The 21,989-nt window shown below is 74.7% G+C and carries 15 protein-coding genes and 2 pseudogenes; 9 read left to right on the top strand and 8 right to left on the bottom strand.

The window, feature by feature from the left end; all coding sequences use genetic code 11:
- Positions 1-63: 63 nt before the first annotated feature.
- The 9 genes and pseudogenes from F8R89_RS36690 to F8R89_RS12790 all read left to right on the top strand — a co-directional run.
- Positions 64-138: pseudogene (locus F8R89_RS36690) on the top strand (5-deoxy-glucuronate isomerase); the annotation flags it as partial.
- Positions 139-299: 161 nt separating this feature from the next.
- Positions 300-485: pseudogene (locus tag F8R89_RS36685) on the top strand (hypothetical protein); the annotation flags it as partial.
- A 14-nt stretch (positions 486-499) separates the two neighbouring features.
- Positions 500-2,002, top strand: coding sequence for a CoA-acylating methylmalonate-semialdehyde dehydrogenase (mmsA, locus tag F8R89_RS12820; RefSeq protein ID WP_151784097.1), 1,503 nt, complete (start codon positions 500-502; stop codon positions 2,000-2,002).
- Positions 2,003-2,199: 197 nt separating this feature from the next.
- Positions 2,200-3,597: an APC family permease gene (locus F8R89_RS12815; RefSeq protein WP_151784096.1), complete on the top strand. Its 1,398-nt coding sequence runs from the start codon at positions 2,200-2,202 to the stop codon at positions 3,595-3,597.
- A 112-nt stretch (positions 3,598-3,709) separates the two neighbouring features.
- Positions 3,710-6,361, top strand: coding sequence for an alpha/beta fold hydrolase (locus F8R89_RS12810; RefSeq protein WP_192806109.1), 2,652 nt, complete (start codon positions 3,710-3,712; stop codon positions 6,359-6,361).
- Complete coding sequence (locus tag F8R89_RS12805) at positions 6,358-7,221, top strand: ABC transporter permease (RefSeq protein WP_151784095.1); 864 nt, start codon at positions 6,358-6,360, stop codon at positions 7,219-7,221. The genes F8R89_RS12810 and F8R89_RS12805 overlap by 4 nt, the downstream gene beginning before the upstream one ends.
- A gap of 172 nt (positions 7,222-7,393) precedes the next feature.
- Positions 7,394-8,935 (top strand): vWA domain-containing protein, encoded by a 1,542-nt coding sequence (locus tag F8R89_RS12800; RefSeq protein ID WP_151784094.1) that lies wholly within the window; start codon positions 7,394-7,396, stop codon positions 8,933-8,935.
- 79 nt (positions 8,936-9,014) lie between these two features.
- Positions 9,015-10,934, top strand: a complete 1,920-nt coding sequence (locus tag F8R89_RS12795) for an AMP-dependent synthetase/ligase (RefSeq protein WP_151784093.1) — start codon at positions 9,015-9,017, stop codon at positions 10,932-10,934.
- Positions 10,935-11,021: 87 nt separating this feature from the next.
- Positions 11,022-12,338, top strand: a complete 1,317-nt coding sequence (locus tag F8R89_RS12790) for a glycoside hydrolase family 26 protein (protein ID WP_413251251.1) — start codon at positions 11,022-11,024, stop codon at positions 12,336-12,338.
- A gap of 13 nt (positions 12,339-12,351) precedes the next feature.
- On the opposite strand, the gene F8R89_RS12785 is transcribed toward F8R89_RS12790, so the two are convergent.
- Genes F8R89_RS12785 through F8R89_RS12750 form a run of 8 tightly spaced genes read right to left on the bottom strand, consistent with a single transcriptional unit; the run spans position 12,352 to position 21,677 of the window.
- Complete coding sequence (locus tag F8R89_RS12785; RefSeq protein ID WP_151784092.1) at positions 12,352-13,461, bottom strand: GNAT family N-acetyltransferase; 1,110 nt, start codon at positions 13,459-13,461, stop codon at positions 12,352-12,354.
- Positions 13,458-14,141 (bottom strand): lipopolysaccharide biosynthesis protein, encoded by a 684-nt coding sequence (locus tag F8R89_RS12780; RefSeq protein WP_151784091.1) that lies wholly within the window; start codon positions 14,139-14,141, stop codon positions 13,458-13,460. Before F8R89_RS12780 ends, F8R89_RS12785 begins: the two co-directional genes overlap by 4 nt.
- Positions 14,138-15,280, bottom strand: coding sequence for a glycosyltransferase (locus F8R89_RS12775; protein WP_151784090.1), 1,143 nt, complete (start codon positions 15,278-15,280; stop codon positions 14,138-14,140). The genes F8R89_RS12780 and F8R89_RS12775 overlap by 4 nt, the downstream gene beginning before the upstream one ends.
- On the bottom strand, positions 15,277-16,068 hold the full coding sequence (locus tag F8R89_RS12770; protein ID WP_151784089.1) for a polysaccharide deacetylase family protein: 792 nt from the start codon (positions 16,066-16,068) through the stop codon (positions 15,277-15,279). Before F8R89_RS12770 ends, F8R89_RS12775 begins: the two co-directional genes overlap by 4 nt.
- The gene (locus F8R89_RS12765; RefSeq protein ID WP_225994380.1) at positions 16,058-17,746 is read right to left on the bottom strand and encodes a lipid II flippase MurJ; all 1,689 of its coding nucleotides are present in this window, start codon (positions 17,744-17,746) and stop codon (positions 16,058-16,060) included. The genes F8R89_RS12770 and F8R89_RS12765 overlap by 11 nt, the downstream gene beginning before the upstream one ends.
- Positions 17,743-19,080: an O-antigen ligase family protein gene (locus F8R89_RS12760; RefSeq protein ID WP_151784088.1), complete on the bottom strand. Its 1,338-nt coding sequence runs from the start codon at positions 19,078-19,080 to the stop codon at positions 17,743-17,745. Before F8R89_RS12760 ends, F8R89_RS12765 begins: the two co-directional genes overlap by 4 nt.
- Positions 19,081-19,086: 6 nt before the next feature.
- The gene (locus F8R89_RS12755) at positions 19,087-20,541 is read right to left on the bottom strand and encodes a sugar transferase (protein ID WP_151784087.1); all 1,455 of its coding nucleotides are present in this window, start codon (positions 20,539-20,541) and stop codon (positions 19,087-19,089) included.
- Positions 20,538-21,677 (bottom strand): glycosyltransferase, encoded by a 1,140-nt coding sequence (locus F8R89_RS12750; protein ID WP_151784086.1) that lies wholly within the window; start codon positions 21,675-21,677, stop codon positions 20,538-20,540. Before F8R89_RS12750 ends, F8R89_RS12755 begins: the two co-directional genes overlap by 4 nt.
- Positions 21,678-21,989 lie beyond the last annotated feature (312 nt).

Here is a 21,989-nt window from a genome sequence, read left to right as displayed (position 1 = left end):
CCGGCCGGACGCCGTGCCGCGCGGGCGCGCGGACCGTCCGGCCCCGCACGACCCGCCGGCCGCCCTCGCGGCGCCGGCGCACCGAACGCCTCCGGCGCGGGAGGCCGCTTTGCTTTGGCAGGAGCGAAGAGCGAGCGATGACTCCCCGCCCGCTACGGCCCCGCGCCGGAGGTCCCCCACCCGCACCATCGACTCGTGGGGAGGACATGGCAGTACGCGACCCGCGCGAGGCGCTAGTGCTGTGACCGGAAAAGTCCACCGGCTCGCGGCGAGCCTCCCGGCGAACCTTCCCGCTCACAGCACTAGCCGCCGACACTCCCTCATGTGTCTACATCGGCACCGAAACGGCCGACACTGTGTCGGGCCCGCCGCCCGCGCGAGCCTGGTGGGATGTACCTGTGGCCGAGACCGCGACCCGAGCGTCGGCGGTGGAGGCCCGAGAGCTGTACGAACGGCACGTGTCCTCCCGACGCCGCCATCTGTGAAGGAGTAACCGGGCATGACGAAGATCGTCAACCACTGGATCGGCGGGAAGACCGCCGAAGGCGCGTCGGGAACGTTCGGGCCGGTCACCGACCCGGCGACCGGCGCGGTCACCACGAAGGTCGCCTTCGCCTCGGTCGAGGAGGTGGACGCGGCGGTCGCGGCCGCCAAGGAGGCGTTCCTGACCTGGGGCCAGTCCTCGCTGGCGCAGCGCACCTCGATCCTGTTCAAGTTCCGCGCGCTGCTGGACGCCAACCGCGACGCGATCGCCGAGCTGATCACCGCCGAGCACGGCAAGGTGCACTCCGACGCCCTCGGCGAGGTGGCGCGCGGCCTGGAGATCGTGGACCTCGCGTGCGGCATCACCGTGCAGCTCAAGGGCGAGCTGTCCACGCAGGTCGCCAGCCGTGTCGACGTGTCGTCGATCCGGCAGCCGCTCGGTGTCGTCGCCGGCATCACGCCGTTCAACTTCCCGGCGATGGTCCCGATGTGGATGTTCCCCATCGCCATCGCGTGCGGCAACACCTTCGTGCTCAAGCCGTCCGAGAAGGACCCCTCGGCGTCCATCAAGATCGCCGAGCTGCTCGCCGAGGCGGGCCTGCCCGACGGCGTCTTCAACGTCGTCCACGGCGACAAGGTGGCCGTGGACCGCCTCCTCGAGCACCCGGACGTCAAGGCCGTCTCCTTCGTCGGCTCGACCCCGATCGCCCGGTACATCCACACCACCGCCTCCGCCAACGGCAAGCGCGTCCAGGCGCTCGGCGGCGCCAAGAACCACATGCTGGTCCTGCCGGACGCCGACCTGGACGCGGCCGCCGACGCCGCCGTGTCGGCCGCCTACGGCTCCGCCGGTGAGCGCTGCATGGCCATCTCCGCGGTCGTCGCGGTCGGCGCGATCGGCGACGAACTGGTGGAGAAGATCCGCGAGCGCGCCGAGAAGATCAAGATCGGCCCCGGCAACGACCCCACCTCCGAGATGGGCCCGCTGATCACGGCCGTGCACCGCGACAAGGTGGCGTCCTACGTGAAGGGCGCGGCCGACGAGGGCTGCGAGGTCGTCCTCGACGGCACCGGCTACACCGTCGACGGCCACGAGGACGGGCACTGGATCGGCATCTCGCTGCTCGACAAGGTGCCCACGTCCGCGAAGGCGTACCAGGACGAGATCTTCGGCCCCGTCCTGTGCGTGCTGCGCGCCGAGACGTACGAGGAGGGCCTGGCCCTCATCAACGCCTCGCCGTTCGGCAACGGCACCGCGATCTTCACCCGGGACGGCGGCGCGGCCCGCCGCTTCCAGCTGGAGGTCGAGGCCGGCATGGTCGGCGTGAACGTGCCGATCCCGGTGCCGGTGGGTTACCACTCCTTCGGCGGCTGGAAGGACAGCCTCTTCGGGGACCACCACATCTACGGCAACGACGGCACGCACTTCTACACCCGCGGCAAGGTCGTCACGACCCGCTGGCCCGACCCGGCCGACGCCCCCACCGGCGTCGACCTGGGCTTCCCGCGCAACCACTGACGCCACCTCCGGGGCCGTCCGCATCGCGGACGGCCCCATTTTTCTGTCCGGGTCCGCTGCGGTTCCCGCACCTGCGAAACCCGTGCGGGCATGGGCCTTGATGCGACGTTAACGCGCGAAATCATGATCGCGGACAACTGATTCCGTGGCAGGACACCCATTGACGTGACGGTTTCCGTCGATGTTGCATCCCCCTCGTGACCGACACCCTCACCCCCGCCGAGGCCCCCGCCGTCGAGGCGCCGGACAGCCCCCGGCAGCTCAAGCGCTCCATCGGCGTGGTCGGCGGCACGCTGCTCACGCTCTCCTGCGTGACCCCCGCGTCCACGCTCTTCGTGGTCGTCCCCGACCTGTTCGGCTCGCTCGGCACCGCCACGGCCCTCACGATCGCCGTCGGCTCCCTGCTGTGCGTCGCCGTCGCCTTCTGCTACTCGGAGCTCGGCACCCTCGTCCCGAGCGCCGGCGGCGAGTACGCGATGGTGTCCACGCTCGCCGGACGGCTCGCGGGCTGGCTGGTGTTCGTGCTGTCCCTGCTCGTCGTCATGGTCGTACCGCCCGTGATCGCGATGGGCACCGCCGACTACCTCGCCCCGATCGCCCACCTCGACCCCGCCCTGACCGGCGCCGGCGTCATGCTCCTCGCTACCCTCGCCGGCCTGCTGGACCTGCGCGCCAACGCCTGGATCACCGGCGTCTTCCTGGTCCTGGAGGTCATCGCGGCGGCCGTAGTGGCCGTCCTGGGCTTCGCCCACGCCGAGCGCGGCCCCGCGAGCCTGGCCTCCCTGGAGGTGGCCGGCGCGGACGGCCGCACCGACACGGTGACGGCGCTGCTGGTCGTCTCCGGGCTCGCCATCGCCCTGTTCATCACCCAGGGCTTCTCGACCGCCGTGTACCTCTCCGAGGAGCTGGAGAACCCGCGCCGCAACGTCGCCCGCACGGTCCTGGCCACCCTCGCCATCTCCACCGTCATCATCCTGGTGCCGGTCGTCGCCATCACCCTGGGCGCCTCGGACGTCGCCGAACTGACCGGTGGCGACCTCTCCGCCATGGTCACCGCCTGGTCGAACTCCGCCGTCGGTACCTTCGTCAGCCTCTGCGTGGCCCTCGCGATCATCAACGCGGGCATCGTCATGGTCATCCAGAACTCCCGCGTGCTGTTCGCCTCGGCCCGCGACAAGGCGTGGCCCCGGCCCGTCAACGACGGCCTCGCCCGCCTCGGCCGCTTCGGCTCCCCGTGGGTCGCCACCCTCGCCGTCGGCGTGCCCGGCGCCGCCCTCTGCTTCGTCAACCTGGACACCCTGTACGGCGTCACGGGCGTCTCCGTCACCGGCATGTACCTGCTCGTCGCGGTCGCCGCCCTGCTCGCCCGGCGCGGACAGCACCGCCACTCGTCGGCCTGGCGGATGCCGCTGTGGCCCGCGGTGCCAGTGATGCTGATCGTGGTCCTCGGCTACATCCTCACCCAGCAGGAACCCGTCCATCTGGCGTGGACCGGCGGCATCACCGCCGTCGCCACCCTCTACTGGGCCCTGTACCTGCGCCCGCGCCGCACCACCCGCTGGCTGGTGACCCTGCCGGACGACGCCCGGGACTGACCGGCGTACCGCGCCTGGTGTACGCGCGGGCCACCGTGTACCCCCACAGGAGGTGGCACAGTTCGTCCCCGGTCGACAACGGACCGACAGGTTCCCCCCGTACCGTTGACGTATGGATCTTCGACTGCCCGGACGGGGCGCACCGCGCGGGCCGCGGCGGCTGCTGGCCGCCGCGGCCGCCGCCGTGGTGCTGGCCGGCGCCGGGACCTGGACCGCGGTCGCCTCCGGCGGCGACGCCCCCGAGATACGGCGCGCCGACCGGGTCATGGCCATGGACGGCGGAGTACGCGTCGACACCTCGTACTTCACCGCGCCGGGCGGCGGGCGGCGCCCCGCCGTCCTCCTCGGGCACGGCTTCGGCGGCAGCAAAGACGACATGCGGCGGCAGGCCGAGGATTTGGCGCGGGACGGGTACGCCGTCCTCACCTGGTCCGCGCGCGGCTTCGGTGAGTCCACCGGCGCGATCGGCCTGAACGACCCGAAGGGCGAGGTCGCCGACGTCTCCCGGCTGCTCGACTGGCTCGCCCGGCAGCCCGAGGTCCGCCTCGACAAGCCCGGCGACCCGCGCGTCGGCATGGCGGGCGGCTCCTACGGCGGCGCCATCGCGCTGCTGGCCGCCGGACACGACGACCGCGTCGACGCCATCGCCCCGGCCATCACCTACTGGAACCTCGCCGACGCCCTCTTCCCGAACGGCGTCTTCAAGAAGCTGTGGGCCGGCATCTTCGTCAACTCCGGCGGCGGCTGCGACAAGTTCCAGCCCACGCTCTGCGCGATGTACCAGCGGGTCGCCGAGTCCGGCGTCCCCGACGCCAAGGCCCGCGCCCTGCTGGAGGAACGCTCCCCGTCCGCCGTCGGCGACCGCATAGACGTGCCCACCCTGCTGTTCCAGGGCCAGTCCGACTCCCTCTTCCCGCTCGGCCAGGCCGACGAGGCGGCCCGCGCGATCCGCGCCAACGGAGCCCCCGTGGACGTCGACTGGATCGCCGGCGGGCACGACGTCGGCGACATGGAGGCGACCCGCGTCCAGGCCCGCACCACCGCCTGGTTCGACCGGTACCTCAAGGGCGACAAGGGCGCTGACACCGGCCCCGCCTTCCGGGTCACCCGCACCGGGGGCATCGACTCCACCGACGGCGAGGCCCAGCTGCGGGGCGCGAGCGCCGACGCGTACCCCGGACTGACCGCCGGCGTACGGCGGCTGCCGCTCACCGGCGGTGAGCAGCCCTTCGCCAACCCGGCCGGTGCCAGCCCGCCCGCCGTCTCCGCCCTGCCCGGCCTCGGCGGCTCCGGCGGCCTCGCCCAGCTGTCGTCGCTCGGCGTCGGCGTCTCGCTGGACTTCCCCGGCCAGTTCGCCCGCTTCGACTCCGCGCCCGTCGCCGACAACCTGCACATCACCGGCTCCCCGACGGCCACCGTGCACGTGCGCGCCGACAGCGACGACGCCGTCCTGTTCGCCAAGGTCTACGACGTCGGCCCCGACGGCCGCCGGCAGGTCCTGCCGTCCCAGCTGGTCACCCCGCTGCGGATCACGGACGCCAAGGCCGGCAAGGACGTGCGGATCACCCTCCCCGCCATCGACCACGACGTCGAGAAGGGCCACCGGCTGCGCCTGGTGCTGTCCTCCACGGACCTCGGCTACGCCTCCCCGGCCGCCCCGGCGATGTACGCGGTGGCCCTGAAGAGCGACCTGTCCGTCCCGACGGCCCCCGGCGTCACCAGCGCCGCCGCGCCCCTGCCGTCCTGGGTGTGGTGGCTGCCCGCCGCCGGTGCCGTGCTCGCCCTCGCCCTGCTGCTGACCGCCCGCCGCCGCACCACCGCCCCCGCGCCCGACCCGGAGCTGGCCGAGGTCCCGCTGCGGATCACCGGCCTGAGCAAGCGGTACGCCCGCGCGCAGGACCGGTACGCCGTGCGGGAGTTGTCGTTCCAGGTGGAGAAGGGCCAGGTGCTCGGCCTGCTCGGCCCGAACGGGGCGGGCAAGACGACGACCCTGCGCATGCTGATGGGCCTGATCCGTCCCGACGCCGGGGAGATCCGGGTCTTCGGGCACGCCGTCCGCCCCGGCGCCCCGGTCCTGTCCCGGGTCGGCGCCTTCGTGGAGGGCGCCGGCTTCCTGCCGCACCTGTCGGGCCGGGAGAACCTGGAGCTGTACTGGAAGGCCACCGGCCGCCCGCCGGAGGACGCCCACCTGGACGAGGCCCTGGAGATCGCCGGGCTCGGCGACGCGCTCGCCCGCGCGGTGCGCACCTACTCGCAGGGCATGCGCCAGCGCCTCGCCATCGCCCAGGCCATGCTCGGCCTGCCGGACCTGCTCATCCTCGACGAGCCGACCAACGGCCTCGACCCGCCGCAGATCCGTGAGATGCGCGAGGTGATGATCCGGTACGCGGCCGCGGGCCGCACGGTGATCGTCTCCAGCCATCTCCTCTCGGAGGTCGAGCAGTCCTGCACCCATCTCGTGGTGATGGACCGCGGCCGGCTCGTGCAGGCGGGCCCGGTCGCCGAGATCGTCGGCTCCGGCGACACCCTCCTCGTCGGCACTGCCACGGCCGTCGGCGGACCCGTCGTCGAGAAGGTCGCCGCGCTGCCCGGGGTGGTCTCGGCCGTCCCCGCCGACGACGGTCTCCTGGTCCGGCTCGACGCCGACGGCAGCGCCGAGCAGCTGGTCGCCGAACTCGTCCGGCTGGAGGTGCCCGTCCGGTCGGTCGGCCCGCACCGCCGTCTGGAGGACGCCTTCCTCACCCTGATCGGAGGTTCCGCATGAGCACGCTCACCGAGCGCACCGAGGTGGCCTCCGGCTACCGGGCGGGCCGCACCCTGCCCGTGCGGGTCGAACTGCTCCGCCAGCTCAAGCGGCGCCGCACGATGGTGATGTTCGGCATCCTCGCCGTGCTGCCGTTCGTGCTGGTCGCCGCCTTCGCGATCGGCGGGGAGCCGGACGGGCGCGGCAACCGCGTCACCCTGATGGACACGGCGACGGCCTCCGGCGCCAACTTCGCCGCCGTCAACCTGTTCGTCTCCGCGAGCTTCCTGCTCGTCATCCCGGTCGCCCTGTTCTGCGGGGACACCGTCGCCTCGGAGGCCGGCTGGTCGTCCCTGCGCTATCTCCTCGCCGCGCCCGTGCCGAGGGCCCGGCTGCTGTGGTCCAAGCTGGTGGTCGGCCTCGGTCTGAGCCTGGCCGCGATGATCCTGCTGCCGGTGGTCGCGCTGGCCGTGGGCTCGGCCGCCTACGGCTGGGGCCCGCTCCAGATCCCCACCGGGGGTTCGCTCGCCACGGGCACGGCGGCCCAGCGCCTGCTGATCGTGGTGGCGTACCTGTTCGTGTCCCAACTGGTCACGGCAGGACTGGCGTTCTGGCTGTCGACGCGGACGGACGCCCCGCTGGGCGCGGTCGGCGGCGCGGTCGGCCTCACCATCGTCGGCAACGTCCTGGACGCCGTCACCGCGCTCGGCGACTGGCGCCACTTCCTGCCCGCACACTGGCAGTTCGCCTGGGCGGACGCCGTCCAGCCGCACCTCGAGTGGCCCGGCATGATCCAGGGCACCGCGGTCTCCGTGACGTACGCCCTGATCCTGTTCGCGCTGGCCTTCCGGCACTTCACGCGCAAGGACATCGTGTCGTAGGGCTCCCCGCCCAGGTCCCCGCCAGGTCAACGGAAGATCACCCACCGGTCTCGGCGGGGGCCCGCCGTGCCCTCTTCGAGACCCATCCGCAACGCCCCGTACCGCACGTTCCGGCCCCCCGGCCCGTCACAGTCACAGAAGGCGGCGTCAACGGAACCAGGGGGAACGGACGATGGAGCGACACCGCGTACGACGGCTGAGGGGCGCGCTGCTCGCGCTCACGGCGGGCGGCCTGCTGCTCACCGGGTGCGGCGGGCAGGACGGCGGTCCCTCGACGACGGACCGCAGCAGCGAGGGGCGCGGCTTCCCGGTCGCCCCCGAGTACGACGGCGACGGCTCGGGCGAGCAGAAGAACGGCGACGACGGCGACCGCGAGTTCGCGCCCGAGCCCGACCTCGTCTCCACCTTCGCCCTGGACGTGGACACGGCCTCCTACGGCTACGCCCGCCGCACGCTCGCCGAGGGACGGCTGCCGGACCCCACGACGGTCCGCCCGGAGGAGTTCGTCAACAGCTTCCGCCAGGACTACGACCGCCCCGACGGCAACGGGTTCACGGTCACCGTGGACGGCGCCCGCACCGCGCGCGAGGACTGGTCCCTGGTCCGGGTGGGCCTGGCGACTCGGCCCGCCGAGGACGCCTCCCGCCGCCCGCCCGCCGCGCTCACCTTCGTCGTCGACATCTCCGGCTCCATGGCCGAACCGGGCCGTCTGGACCTGGCGAAGGACTCCCTCGGCGTGATGACGGACCGGCTGCGCGACGACGACTCGGTCGCCCTGGTCACCTTCAGCGACGAGGCCGAGCGGGTGCTGCGGCCGACCCGCGTCGGCGGGCACCGGGACGAGATCCACGACGCCATCGACAGCCTGTCGCCCACCGACTCCACCAACCTCGGCGCCGGCGTGAAGACCGGGTACGAGACGGCCGAGGACGGCCTGCGCAAGGGCGCCACCAACCGGGTCGTGCTGGTCTCCGACGCCCTCGCCAACACCGGCGACACCGACGCGGACACCATCCTGGAACGGGTCTCCTCCGAGCGCCGCGAACACGGCATCACCCTCTTCGGGGTGGGCGTCGGCAGCGACTACGGCGACGCCCTGATGGAACGCCTCGCCGACAAGGGCGACGGGCACACCGTGTACGTCTCCGGGGAGGACGAGGCGCACAAGGTCTTCGCGCAGGACCTGCCCCGCAACGTCGACCTGACCGCCCGCGACGCCAAGGCCCAGGTCGTCTTCGACCCCAAAACGGTGAAGGAGTTCCGGCTGATCGGCTACGACGACCGGAAGGTCGCGGACGAGGACTTCCGCGACGACCGCGTCGACGGCGGCGAGGTCGGCCCCGGCCACACGGTCACCGCCCTGTACGCCGTCCGCACGGCACGGCACGCCGAGGGCCACCTGGCCACGGCGAGCGTCCGCTGGCTCGACCCGCGCACCCGCGCCCCGCACGAGGAGTCCGGCGGTATCGAGGCGGACGCGCTGGAGGACTCGGTGTGGAGCGCGAGTCCCCGCTTCCAGGTCACGGCCACGGCGGCCTACTTCGCGGACGCCCTGCGCGACGGCGGCGACGGCCGGACGGCACTGCCCGGGCGGGGCGGTCTGGGCGAACTCGCCGAGCGCGCGGAGGAGTTGAGTGGGAAGACCGAGGACCAGGACGTGGCCCGGCTCGCCGACGCGATCCGGCAGGCGAGCCGTCTCACCGGCCGGGACTGAGCATGCCGGACCCATTGACCTTTACTTACGCCTGAGTAAGTTTACTCTCCGGTAAGTACGACGTGCACCGGGAGCCGACATGGGCGTACGCAAGGATCTGAAGCGGGCCGCACAACGCACCGAACTGCTGGAACGCGCCGAGGTCGAGGTCGTCACGGACGCCGGGGGCGTGGTGCGCGAGGCCCGCACCCCGGCCCTCGCGTCCCGCCCCACCACCGGCAGCATCGCCGACCTGCCTTACACCAACGCGGCCGAGGCACCGGACGCCGTGGTCCTGCGCCGCCACACCGGCGACGGCTGGCGTCCGGTCACCGCGGCCGAGTTCGCCCGGGAAGTCACCGCCGTGGCCAAGGGGTTCATCGCGGCCGGCCTGGAACCCGGCGGCCGGGTCGCCGTGATGTCCCGCACCCGCTACGAGTGGACCCTGCTGGACTTCGCGGTCTGGGCCGCCGGCGGGCAGACCGTCCCCGTCTACGCCACCTCCTCCGCGGACCAGGTCGAGTGGATCGTCCGCGACTCCGGCGCCCGGCACGTCGTCACCGAGACCGCGCAGAACACGGCCACGGTCACGGCGGCCACCGCGGCGCACGAACAGCCGCCGCGTGTCTGGGAACTGGACGACGACGCCCTCGGCACGCTCATCGCGCTCGGCCGCGACCTGTCCGACGAGGAGGCCGCCAAACGCCGTGCCGCCCTCACCCCCGACACTGTCGCGACGATCTGCTACACCTCCGGCACCACCGGCCTGCCCAAGGGCTGCGTCCTCACCCACGGCAACCTGCACGCCGAGGCCGCCAACACCGTCGAGCTGCTGCACCCCGTCTTCCAGGCCGTCACCGGGCAGACCGCCTCGACCCTGCTCTTCCTCCCGCTCGCCCACATCCTCGGCCGCACCATCCAGATCGCCTGCCTGATGGGCCGGATCGAGATCGGCCACTGGCCCAGCATCAAGCCCGACGAACTGCGGCCCGCGCTGCGGGAGTTCCGGCCCACCTTCCTCGTCGGCGTCCCCTACCTCTTCGAGAAGATCCACGACACCGGCCGGGCCACCGCCGAGAAGCTGGGCCGCGGCGCCTCCTTCGACCGCGCCCACCGCGTCGCCCTCCGCTTCGCCGAGGCCCACCTCGGCCACTTCCTCGGCACCGGCAAGGGCCCCGGCGTGGGGCTCCGGGCCACCTGGGCCCTGTACGACCTGCTGGTCTACCGCCGGGTCCGCAAGGAGCTCGGCGGCCGTCTGCGCTACGCCATCAGCGGCGGCTCTCCGCTCGACCGCGACCTCAACCTGTTCTTCTACGCCGCCGGCATCCTCGTCTACGAGGGCTACGGCCTCACCGAGACCACCGCCGCCGCCACCATCGTCCCGCCGCTCAGGCCACGCCCCGGCACCGTCGGCCGGCCCGTCCCCGGCACCGCCGTCCGGATCGCCGACGACGGCGAGGTGCTCATCAAGGGCGGCATCGTCTTCGGCGCCTACCGGGGCGACCCGGCCGCCACCGACGCCGTGCTGCGCGACGGATGGTTCGCCACCGGCGACCTCGGCGCCCTCGACGCGGACGGCTACCTCACCATCACCGGCCGCAAGAAGGACATCCTCGTCACCTCCGGCGGCAAGAACGTCTCCCCGGCCGTCCTGGAGGACCGGCTGCGCAGCCGCCCGCCCGTCGGCCAGTGCCTCGTCGTCGGCGACGGCCGCCCCTTCGTCGGCGCCCTGATCACCCTCGAACCGGACGCGGTGGCGCACTGGCTCTCCGTACGCGGGCTGCCCGCGGACACCCCGATGTCCGAGGTCGTCCAGGACCCCCGGATGCACGCCGACGTCCAGAAGGCCGTCGACCACGCCAACGAGGCCGTCTCCCGCGCCGAGTCGATCCGCGTGTTCCGGCTCGTCGAGGGGGAGTGGACCGAGGAGAACGGCCTGATCACCCCCTCGCTGAAGGTGAAGCGGCACGCCGTGACCCAGGCGTACGCGGCCGACATCGAGGCGCTGTACGGCAGCTGATGGCCCGTTCGGCGGCGCCCCGATGGTGCCGCCCCGGCGGATATGACTTCCTGTCACTTACAGGGAAGTGCCCGCCGAGGAGGACGCATGGCCCGTGACCGCCGACGGTCCACCCCGAGAGGAACGGCGCTGATCACCGCCGCGGTGATCGCCGCGGCGGCCCTCACCCCGGGCACGGCCCTCGCGGCCGGCTCCGCCTCCCACCCCGACCCGGCCCGCCCGGTCCCCGCCGCCGACCCGGCACCCCTGGCCGACCCGGCACCCCCGGCCGCCTCGCCGCAGCCGCCGCAGGGCGCCCACGCCCCGGCCGGGTCGCCCGCGCACGCGCCCGCGTTCGGGGCGTACCTGCACTACGGGCCCGCCGGGGTGCAGCGGATGCAGCAGCTCACCCGCTGGCTCGGCGGACAGGAACCCCGCGTCGGGCACACCTATCTGCCCGGCGACCTGTGGACCAACATCGAGGGCGGGCACGGCTTCCTCGACAGCTGGGCCGCCTGGCGGCGCGCCAAGTCCGACCGGATGCTCGTGCTCAACGTGCCCATGATGGAACGCAACGAGAGCGGCCTGCCCGACGCGACCGTCCGGACCCTGCTGCGGCGCGCCGCGTCCGGCGCCTTCGACGCGCACTTCCAGGCCCTCGCCGAACGCCTGGTCGCCCTCGGCATCCCGGACACGGTCCTCGTGCTCGGCTGGGAGATGAACGGCATCACCTACACCCACCGCTGCGGCCCGGACCCGGCGAGCTGGAAGCAGTACTGGCGCCGTGTCGTCCGCGTGATGCGCGCGGTCGACGGCCAGCGCTTCCGCTTCGACTTCGCCCCCAGCCGCGGCCGGGACGCCGTCCCCTGGCCCGACTGCTACCCGGGCGACGACGTCGTCGACATCATCGGCATGGACGCCTACGACCAGCCGCGCGGCCTCACCTTCGACGAACAGATCACCGAGCCGTACGGGCTGCAGTACCACGTGGACTTCGCCCGCCGCCACGGCAAGCCGATCTCGTACCCGGAGTGGGGCCTGTTCCGCAACGGCGACAACATCACGTACATGCTGCGCATGCTGGCCTGGATGGACCAGCACAAGCCGCTCTACAACACCATCACCGACTACTGCCCGCACGGCGTGTGGCTGTGCTCCGACAACCCCCGCGCCTCCGCCCTGTACCGCCTCCTGCTGTCCGCCCCGCTGCACTCCCGCCCCCAGCCGGCCCCCGCCACGCCGGACGCCACCGCGTCCCCGGCCACCCCCGACGCCACCGCGTCCCCGGCCACCCTCCCGGCCCCGGCGACACCCCCCACCGCGCCGAGCCCTGCGCCCTCCACCTCGGGGCCCCGCACTGCACCCTGCTGGACCTGGAGAAGTGGCTGGAGCAGCAGCTCGGCGGCCGGCTCTCCGCGTGCCTGAAGTGGGCCGAGCGCTACCGCTGAGCCACCGGCTCGGCGTCCTTGCGCAGCACCTCCTTGGCCCGCCGCCGCGCGGCCGCCTCCGCGAGCGCCGCCCCCAGGAGCGGGGCGGTGCGCCGCCGGGCCAGCAGGAACCGCTGGTTGACGACGGTCGTCGGCTGCCAGCGGTACTTGTACGGCTCCGCGCCCCGCAGCAGGCTCAGCGTGCGCAGCCCGTCCGACCCGAGGTGCCCGGTCGCCCCGTGCAGCAGCATCGTCGCCACGTCCACCCGGCGCTGCCGCAGCCCCGGGTCGAAGCCGTACAGGTACATGCCGGCCAACGCGCCCGACAGCAGCGAGATGTTGACCGCCACCACCGAGCCGTCCAGCACGAACTCCGTCGTCGCCGCCTCCCCGGAACGGGCCAGCGGGACCGCCGCGCGGACCAGGTGCTCCATGAACCGCGGCCGCAGATGCTCGGGCGACACCTGCCGGCCCGCCCACTGCAGCCGGTGCAGCTCCAGGAGCCGGCGCAGCGCGGCCTCCGTCTCCTCGTGCGGCACGACCCGCCACTGCACCCCGAGCCGGGACAGCTGGTTGACCTTGCTGCGGATGCGCCGGGCCCGGCCCGTCGGCAGCCGCCCCACCAGCTCCTCCATGGGGAGCGCGGGCAGCTCCAGGCAGAGCGAGTCACGCAGCCGCTGCCGCGGACCCCGCCAGCACAGGAACACCCGCTCCATCGCGCCGCCCGGCCGCACCTCACGGAAGTCCACCAGCGCCGTACGGGCCAGATCGGCCAGGGCGTCCGCGAGCGCCGCCGCGGCCGGGGCGCCCGCCGACTCGTCGACCAGCACGTCGCAGAAGTCCGTGATGGTGCCGCCGAGCGGCACCAGCGCCGGCAGCGGGCTGTGCACCCGCATCAGCGGCGCCGCCGCCACCAGCTCGCCGCCCCGGCGCACCAGCACCAGCCGCAGCCGGCCCGGCCTGCCGTACGACAGCCACCACGAGTGCAGCCACGCGTGACTCTGGAACGCCGTCGCCGACGGGCACGCCCGGTGCAGCCGGCCCCACGCCTCGGCGAGGCCGGCGAAGGCGCGCTCGTCGGTGCACACCTCCACCGTCAGCCTTCGTACGGACGCCGTCATCCGCGGGTCTCCTGGGCGTCGGCGGCCCCGGCCGGACCCGGCACCGAGGCCCGGCCCAGGTCGTCGTCCGCGCCCGGCCCACCGGACCGCCGGCGCGGCCGGGCCAGCATCGCGAGCCCGCCGAGCAGCCCGCCGGCGCTCGCGCCCACCAGCGCGGTCAGCCCCGGCGACGCCGACGACGGCTCGCCCGGCCGCAGCGCGCGCGACAGGTTCTCCAGCCGGATACCGGTCCGGTCCTTGGCGTAGCCGGCCTCGGTGACCAGCGCGCGGGACACGGCGTTCGCGATGTCCACGGCCTGCCCGGGGCTCGACGAGGTCGCCGAGACCGCGACCATCGGGGCGTCCGGCGACGTCGCCACCTCCACGCTCTCGCGCAGCGTCGACACCGGGACGCCCGCCCACATCTGGGCGTCCCCGAGCACCGCGAGCTGGGTGGCGACCCGGCCGTAGGCCTGCGCGAAGCCCAGCGCGTCCGTGCAGTCGGCCTCGGTCTTGCCGTTCGGCACGGCCACCACGGAACTGGTCGCCGTGTACTGCGGGGGCTTCACCAGCCCGTACACGCCACCGGCCAGGGCGCCGGTCAGGGCCGTGGCGGGCACCAGCGCCCACACGGGCAGCCGTCCGAGCCGGGCACGGGCCCGGTCCCACAGCGGAGCGCGCTCAGCGGGGTTGTCTGTCATGAGGGACTCACTTCCAGGTTCGAGCCGGCCGAAGCGGCCGTGTACAGATCCATCAGCTGCCGCGCGGTCCGCGCGATGTCGTAGTGCCGCACCACGTCCGGGGCGTGCCGCTCGGCGGGCCCGGCCTCCCGCAGCCGCAGCAGTTCCCGCGCGTACGCCCCGGCCCCGCCGACGACCCGCCGCGCACCGGGCACCGCCCGCGCCGGCAGGTCCTCGACGGCCGGGCAGCTCGCATACCGCACGGGCAGCCCGGCGGCCAGCGCCTCCAGCACCGCCAGCCCGAAGGACTCCTCCGGCGACGGCGAGGCGAGCACGTCCATCGCGGACAGCAGGGCGGGCAGGTCGGGCGCCCCGTCGTGCGGGTCGGGCAGATACGGCCGTTCACCGGTCAGCACCAGCCGCCCTGCGACGCCGAGTTCACGCGCCGCGCGGCGCAGCGCCGCCTCCTCGGGCCCGCCGCCGACCAGCAGCAGCCGTACGTCGTCCGGCAGCTGGGCCAGCGCCGCCACCAGCACGCCGAACCGCTTGCCGGGCGCGAGACGCCCCACACCGCCGACGACGTACGCGTCCTCGGGCAGCCCGAAGTACGCCCGCGCCTCCTTGCGGCGCACCTCGTCGTAGGAGAACCGGGGCGCGTCGATGCCGTTCGGGATGACCCGGATGCGCTGCCCCGGCACCCCCCAGCGCCGCAGCCGCTGCGCCACCGTCGGGGAGACGGCGACCGTGACCCGGCCGAGGCGCTCGCCCGCCAGGTACAGCGCCCGCACCCCGGGGCTGTGCGGGCGCCCCTCGAGGCGGGTCGCGCCGATCGAGTGCTCGGTGGCCACGACGGCCCGCACCCCGGCGAGCCGCGCGGCGAGCCGCCCGTACAGGCAGGCCCGGTACAGGTGCGTGTGCACCAGGTCGTAGCCGCCGCCCCGGATCAGCCGGGTCAGCCGCGGCACGACGTCCAGGTCCCGGTTGCCGGCCATCCCGAGGTGGGCGACCCGGACCCCGTCGGCCGCGAGGCCCGCGGCGACCGGGCCGGGGTTGGTCAGCGTCACCACGTCGCAGCGCGCCGGGAGGTGCCGCAGCAGCAGCCGCAGCTGCTGCTCCGCGCCGCCGACGCCGAGTCCGGTGATGACGTGCAGGACCCTCACGCCGCCTCCAGGGACCGGCCGTAGACGCGGGCCAGCCGCCGCTTCAGCTCCAGGCGCAGCGAGCCGTCCGCCTGCCCCATGTGGATCCGGGGCAGCGCGAAGTCCCCCCGGCTGAGCGGGGAGGGCGCGATCGCGCACGCATACCGGTAGCCGGCCCGGCGCACGGCGTCCACGGCCCGCACGTCGTGGTAGCCGTACGGGTAGCAGAACCCCACCACGTCGTCCCCGAGGAGCGCGGCCAGCCGCTGCCGGCTCTCGGCGACCTCCCGGTGCAGCACCTCGTCCGGCGCGCGGGTCAGATCGAGGTGCGTCATCCCGTGCGAGGCGACCTCCATCCCGGCCGCCGCCGCCCCGCGCACCCCGTCCTCGTCCAGCAGCGGCTTGCGGGGACCGGTCGGCTCCCACACGTTCGTGCCGCCCAGCAGGCCGGGCAGCACGAACACCGTCGCCGTGAAGCCGCGGCGGCGCAGCACGGGCAGCGCCTCGGTGACGAAGTCGGTGTAGCCGTCGTCGAAGGTCAGCCCGACCAGGCCGCGTTCGGTGCCCCGGTCCCGCGCGGCGAGCAGCTCGCGCACGCTCACCCCGCGCAGCCCGCGCCCGGCCAGCCAGGCGAGCTGCCGCTCCAGACGGGCCGGGGTGACGGTCACGTTGTACGGGTCGTCGGGGTCCGTGGAGACCGAGTGGTACATGGCCACCCAGGCGGCGGAGTCCCGTCTGCGGCGGCCCCCCACGACGGGCTGGGGCACGGGTTCGGCCACGCGCGGCGCGGCGGAGATGTCAGCGACCATGACGGAGCTTTCGTGTGAGAGGGCTGCGGACGGAATGCGGGACGGGAAGCAGCAGGGAGCGGACGCCCGCCGCGTCGAGGAGCCACGCCAGCGCCACGAACACGGCGCTCGCGCAGGCGCAGCCGGCGGCGGCGGACAGCGCGGGGTCGTCGGCCAGACCGGCGCCGGACAGCCCGGCCAGGCCGGCGCCCACGGCGGCGACCACCGGGCGGGCCAGCGCGCCGGCGACCCGGGGGATCCGCACCGGCACCGACTGCGGGCCCAGCCCGAGCAGCAGGAGCAGCGCGGTCAGGGTGATGCCGGCCGCGTTGGCGGCGGCGATCCCGCGCGCCCCCCACGGCCCCACCGCCCAGGCGCTCAGCCCGATCGTGGCGACCGCGCCGATGCCCATGACGGCCGGCGGGTACCAGCTGGTGCGGCCCGTCGAGAAGTACGACCGCACGAGCGCGCCCACCAGGGTGTGCCCGAGCAGCCCGAGCGCGTACACCCGCATCACGGCGGCGGTCGCGGCGGTGTCCTGGGCGGTGAACGCGCCCCGCTGGAACAGCAGCTGCACGATCGCCGGCGCGCAGGCCACCACGACACTCGTGCCGAACAGCACGACGCAGGCCATCAGCACCAGGTCCCGCTCGACCCGGTCCCGGGCCCGCCGGACATCGCCCTCGGCGACGGCCCGCGCCACCACCGGGAAGGTCACGACGCACACCATCATCGCCAGCGACATCGGCAACTGGGCGACCTTCTGCGCGTAGTTGAGGTGCGAGATGGCACCGGCCGGCAGCCCGGAGGCGAAGTACCGCTCGATGAGGACCTGTGACTGCCGGCCCACCGCGAACAGCAGCACCGCGCACACCAGGCCCACCGTGAAGGCCCGGACCCCGCCCCGGTCCTGACCGGGCGTCCCGCAGGCTCCGGTCCCGTCGGGCCGCCGCGCGAGGCGCCGCCACAGCGACGGCGCCTGTGCGAGCGCCATGGCGCAGCCGCCGAGCGCGACCCCGAGCGCCGCCGCCCGCACACCCCAGCGCGCGGCGAGCACGAACATCGTCGCGATGATGACCGCGTTGTACGCGATGTAGATGGCGCCCGGCGCGAGATAGCTGCGGTGCGCGCGCAGCGCCGCGCTGCAGTACCCGGCCAGCCCGAAGCTCAGCACACAGGTTCCGGTCAGCCGGGTGCAGTCCACCGCGAGCGACGCGTCGGACAGCCCCGGCGCGAGCACCGCCACCAGCAGCGGAGCCCCGAGCACGCACAGCGCGGCCGCCCCGGCCAGGGCCAGGCACAGCCGCGGCAGCGAGGACGCCACCAGGGCCCGCACCGGGTCGGTCCCGGCCGTCTGGCGCCCGCGCCGCGCGAGCGCCAGGCTGAACGCCGGTACGAGCACGAACGCCATGCCGTCCTCGATCAGCAGCGTCGACGCCATCTCCGGGACCGTCCAGGCCACCAGGAACGCGTCGGTCTCCGCCCCCGCGCCGAAGAGATGCGCGAGCGTCTGGTCCCGGCCGAGCCCGAGCACCGCCGCGGCCATCGACAGCGCGGCCGACAGCAGCGTCGCCCGTGCGAGGAAACGGCCCGAGACGGCACCGGGGGAGCGGGGCGCACCGTCCGGCGTGGGACCGGCCGGGCGCGGGACACCGTCGACCGCGGGGGCGTCCGGGCGTTCCGCCGCGCGGGACCTCACCGGGCCCCCGCTTCCCGGGCCGCGTCCCCGGACAGCGCCCACCAGGCGGCCAGCCCGAGGCAGATCGCCGTCAGCACGGTGGACGGCCCGCCGATGTCGGCGTACAGGAAGTTGACCAGCTGCCACAGCAGCAGCCCGCAGGCCGCCAGCGCGCAGTCCCGGACGCCGCCCGCGCCGCGCCGCAGCCGGCGCAGCGCGCACACCAGCAGCGCCAGCCAGCTGCCCGCGACCGTGACCACGCCCAGCAGCCCCTGCTCGCTCAGCAGCAGCAGATACATGTTGTGCGGCGACAGCAGCGGCTGCCGCACGAACGCCTGCCCGGCGCCCTCGGTGTCGCTGCCCGACGACAGCGCCAGCGAGGCGTGCCCGTCGCGGTGCGCGGGGAAGCCCTTCAGGCCCACCCCGGTCAGCGGGTGCGCGCTCCACATGTCCGTCGCGGCCGCCCACATCGTGTACCGGTCGACGACCGACTGGTCCGGCGCGTCGGTGACCTGCGTGATGCTGGTCAGCCGCTCCTCCAGGGCCGCCGCGCCCACCCCGAACCCGCCCACCAGCACCACGGCCGCCGCGACGACGGCGGCGAACACCTTCGCCGCCCGCCGCACCCCGGCCAGCAGCAGGACGACCGCGCAGGTCACCGCCGTGGCGATCCACGCGCCCCGGCTGAACGACACGGCGAGCGGCACCAGCAGCACCGCCGCGCACCCGGCCGTCACCAGCCGCTGCCGCACCGACCGCGCGCCGAGCGCCAGCCCGGTCGCGGCCACCACGCCGAGCGCCACGACGTTCGCCATCCCCATCACGTCCGACGGCCCGAACGTCCCCACGGCCCGGACGAACGCGCCCTGGTACGACGCCCCGGTGCCCGTCAGATACTGCTTGACGCCGATCCCGCCCTGCCACAGCGCCAGGCCGACCAGCGACCACAGCAGCAGCCGCGCCCCGCGCCGGTCGCGCACCAGCAGCGTCACCGCGACCGGGATCAGCACGAACACCTGGAGGTGCCGGGCCAGTCCGGTCAGCGCGTCCCCGGAGGTCGCCGCGCCCGTCGCGGCCAGCGCGATGCCCACCACCGGCAGCCCGAGCACCAGCACGGCCGTCCGGGACAGCGGCCGCCGCCCGCGCACCACCGCCTGCCCGACGGCACACAGCACGGCCAGCGCCGAGGCCGCGTCGGCCGGGGTGACGGAACCGCCCGCCCGGACCGGCAGCCCGAGCAGCACGACGATCGCCACGACCGGCAGGACGGGCAGCAGCGGCAGGACCGGGCGCAGCCTGGGCGGCACCGGCGGCGGGGGCGTGATCCGGGTGAGGACCTCGGGAGACGTCGTCATCGAGGCTCAGCTCCCCGTCGGCCGGACGAACTGGGCCGCCGTGCGCAGCAGGATGCAGACGTCCTGCCACAGCGACCAGTCGTCGATGTAGGCGTTGTCGTAGCGGGCCCGGTCCTCGATCGAGGTGTCGCCGCGCAGCCCGTTGATCTGCGCCAGCCCGGTGATCCCGGTGCGCATCCGGTGCCGCGCCGGATAGCCGGGGTGGGCCTGGCTGAACCGCTCCACGAAGTACGGCCGTTCGGGCCGCGGCCCGACCAGGCTCATGTCCCCGCGGAAGACGTTCCACAGCTGGAGCAGCTCGTCCAGCGAGGTACGGCGCAGGAAGTGGCAGAAACGGCTCATGTCCTGCTGGTTCGCCACGCTCCAGCGGGTCGCCGCCTCGTGCTCGCTGGCGGGCCGGTGCGTGCGCAGCTTCAGCATCGTGAACGGCCGCCCGTCGCGCCCGATCCGCTCCTGCCGGAAGACGACGCCGGGCCCGTCCATGACCCGCAGCACCAGCGCGCACCCCAGCAGCACCGGACCGGTCAGCACCAGCAGCGCGCCCGACAGCAGCACGTCCAGCAGCCGCTTGAGGCCCGCGCCCGGCCGGCGTCCGTCCTCCTGCCGCAGCGGCCTGCGCGGGAACCCGGCCAGATGCCCGGTCCGCCCGCCCAGACCGTACGGCCCGCGGTCGGCGTCCAGCTCCCACAGCGCGCACCCCGACGCGGCCAGCGCCCGCAGCAGCGCCGCCTGCTCCACCCGGGTCGCGGCCCCCACGACCAGCACCGCCCCGACCCCGTCACGGACCACCGCCCGCCGTGCCTCCAGGGCCGACGCACACACCGGCAGCCCCGGCTCGCCGGCCGCGTCACCGCGCTCGTCCGGCCCGTCGGCGACCAGCCCGACCGGCCGCACCCCGCAATCCGGGCGGCGCAGCAGCGCGGCCGCCACCTGCCGTGCCGTCGCCACGGGACCGACGACCAGCGCCGGACACGGCCGCCGCCGCAGCGCCCGGCGCCGCAGCCCCTGCACCACCGCCCGGCCCGCGCACGCCGTCACACCGTGCACGGCGACGACGGCGATCAGGGCCGACGGCGACAGCGACCGCGGCGACAGCGCCGCCACCACCGCCCAGCCGACCGCGATCCGGCCGCAGACGGCCGGCACGTCGTCCAGCGCCCCCCGGACCAGCGAGGTGTCGTACAGCCCCGCCCACCGGTTCAGCGCCAGCACCCCGGCCGCCAGCACGGCGAGGACCAGCGGATCCCGGTGCGCGGCGGGCAGCGTCAGCGCCCCCGCGAGGACCGCGACGCCGTCGGAGAACCACAGCGACAGCCGGGCGTCCGGCCGACGGCGGCGCGGCCCGCGCCCGGCGGCCGGCCCCCGTCCGCCGGGGAGCCCGCCGGGGGCCGGAACGGAGAGGGCGCCCTCGGGCGCCCGGTGCTGCCCCGCGGGCGAGGCGACGAAGCTTTCCGCGGTCATGTGGTGATGCACTTCCTGCCCTCGTAAGGTCCGACGACCGGCGCGGTGGGACCACCGAGCAGCTCGCGGTACACGTCGGTCACGGCATCCGTGGCGCGCCGCAGATCGTGGGCGGCGAGCGTGTGCGCCCGGGCCAGCGCGCCGAGCTCCGCGCGCAGCGGCGCGTCGAGCAGCAGCGCCGTGAGCGCCCGGGCCAGCCCCCCGGGGTCGTCCGGCGGCACCAGGCAGGCCGCGCGCGCAGCGGACGGCAGGCTCTCGCGGGCCCCGTCCACGTCCGTCACCACGACCGGCCGGCCGCACGCCATCGCCTCCAGCGGCGCCAGCGCCATCCCCTCCCAGCGGGACGGCAGGACGACGACGTCGGCGGCCCGGTACCAGGGCGCGGCGTCCGCCACGGCCCCCGCGAACCGCACCGACGCGGGCGCGCCGCGCCGCAGCCGCTCCCCGTCCGGACCGTCACCGACCAGCACCAGCCGGGCGCCCGGCACCCGCCGCACCACCTCCGGCCAGGAGGCGAGGAGCACGTCCTGCCCCTTCTGACGGCACAGCCGGCCCACGCACACCACCAGCGGCCCGCCCTCCGCGTCCGCCCTCCCGCCCTCCGGCCGGAACCGCTCGGTGTCCACCCCGTTGGGGACCACCCGCCACTCGGCCCGGATCCCGTGCCGCCGCCCGGTGCGCCGTTCGGCCTCGCTCACACACACCACCCGCGCCGCCCACCGCGCCCCCCACCGCTCCCAGCCCAGCGCCATCCGGTTCACGACGGGACCGGCGGCCTCGAACGACCAGGCGTGCGGCTGGAACACGGTCGGCAGGGCGCCGCGCACCGCCAGCCGGGCGGCGAGTCCCGCCTTCGCGCTGTGCGCGTGCACCAGATCGGGCCGCAGCTCCCGCACCAGCCGCGCGAGCCGCCCCACCTCCCCGGGCAGCCGGGGCCCCGGAGCACGGGTCGCGTCCCAGCGCCGTACGGCGCAGCCCGACGCGGTCAGTGTGTCCGTCAGGGTGCCGCCGGGCGGAGCGGCCACCGTCACCCGCCAGCCGGCCGCGAGCTGAGCCGCCGCCAGGTCCGCCACGACCCGCGCCACACCGCCCTCGACGGGCTGGGCGACATGCAGGATGTGCGGCACAACGCGCATGACGAGGCTGCCCTTCCGCAGAAAAGAGTCCGAACCAGCAACACGAATGTGTGGCGCGCGTCCCCGCTGTAAGATTCCGCACCTGTTCACCGGTCCCTGTGCTCCAAACGGCCTTTTGGACACATGAGATGAACAGCACCAGCCACTTATCCATATTTATCGCCGATAGGGTCGGCGATCGTGGAGCGGACCCGTTTCCCGAGCGGTTTCCCGTGGCGGACCACCCGTTTGGAGCCGCGCTCCGGATGGTTTACGGCGTCCACCCGATCAGCAGGTCCCGTGCCCTGTTCGGTGCCGCCGAATTCGACAGCC

This window comes from Streptomyces sp. SS1-1 (assembly GCF_008973465.1).
Classification (GTDB): Bacteria; Actinomycetota; Actinomycetes; order Streptomycetales; family Streptomycetaceae; genus Streptomyces.
This window is presented reverse-complemented; position numbering and strand designations above follow the sequence as displayed.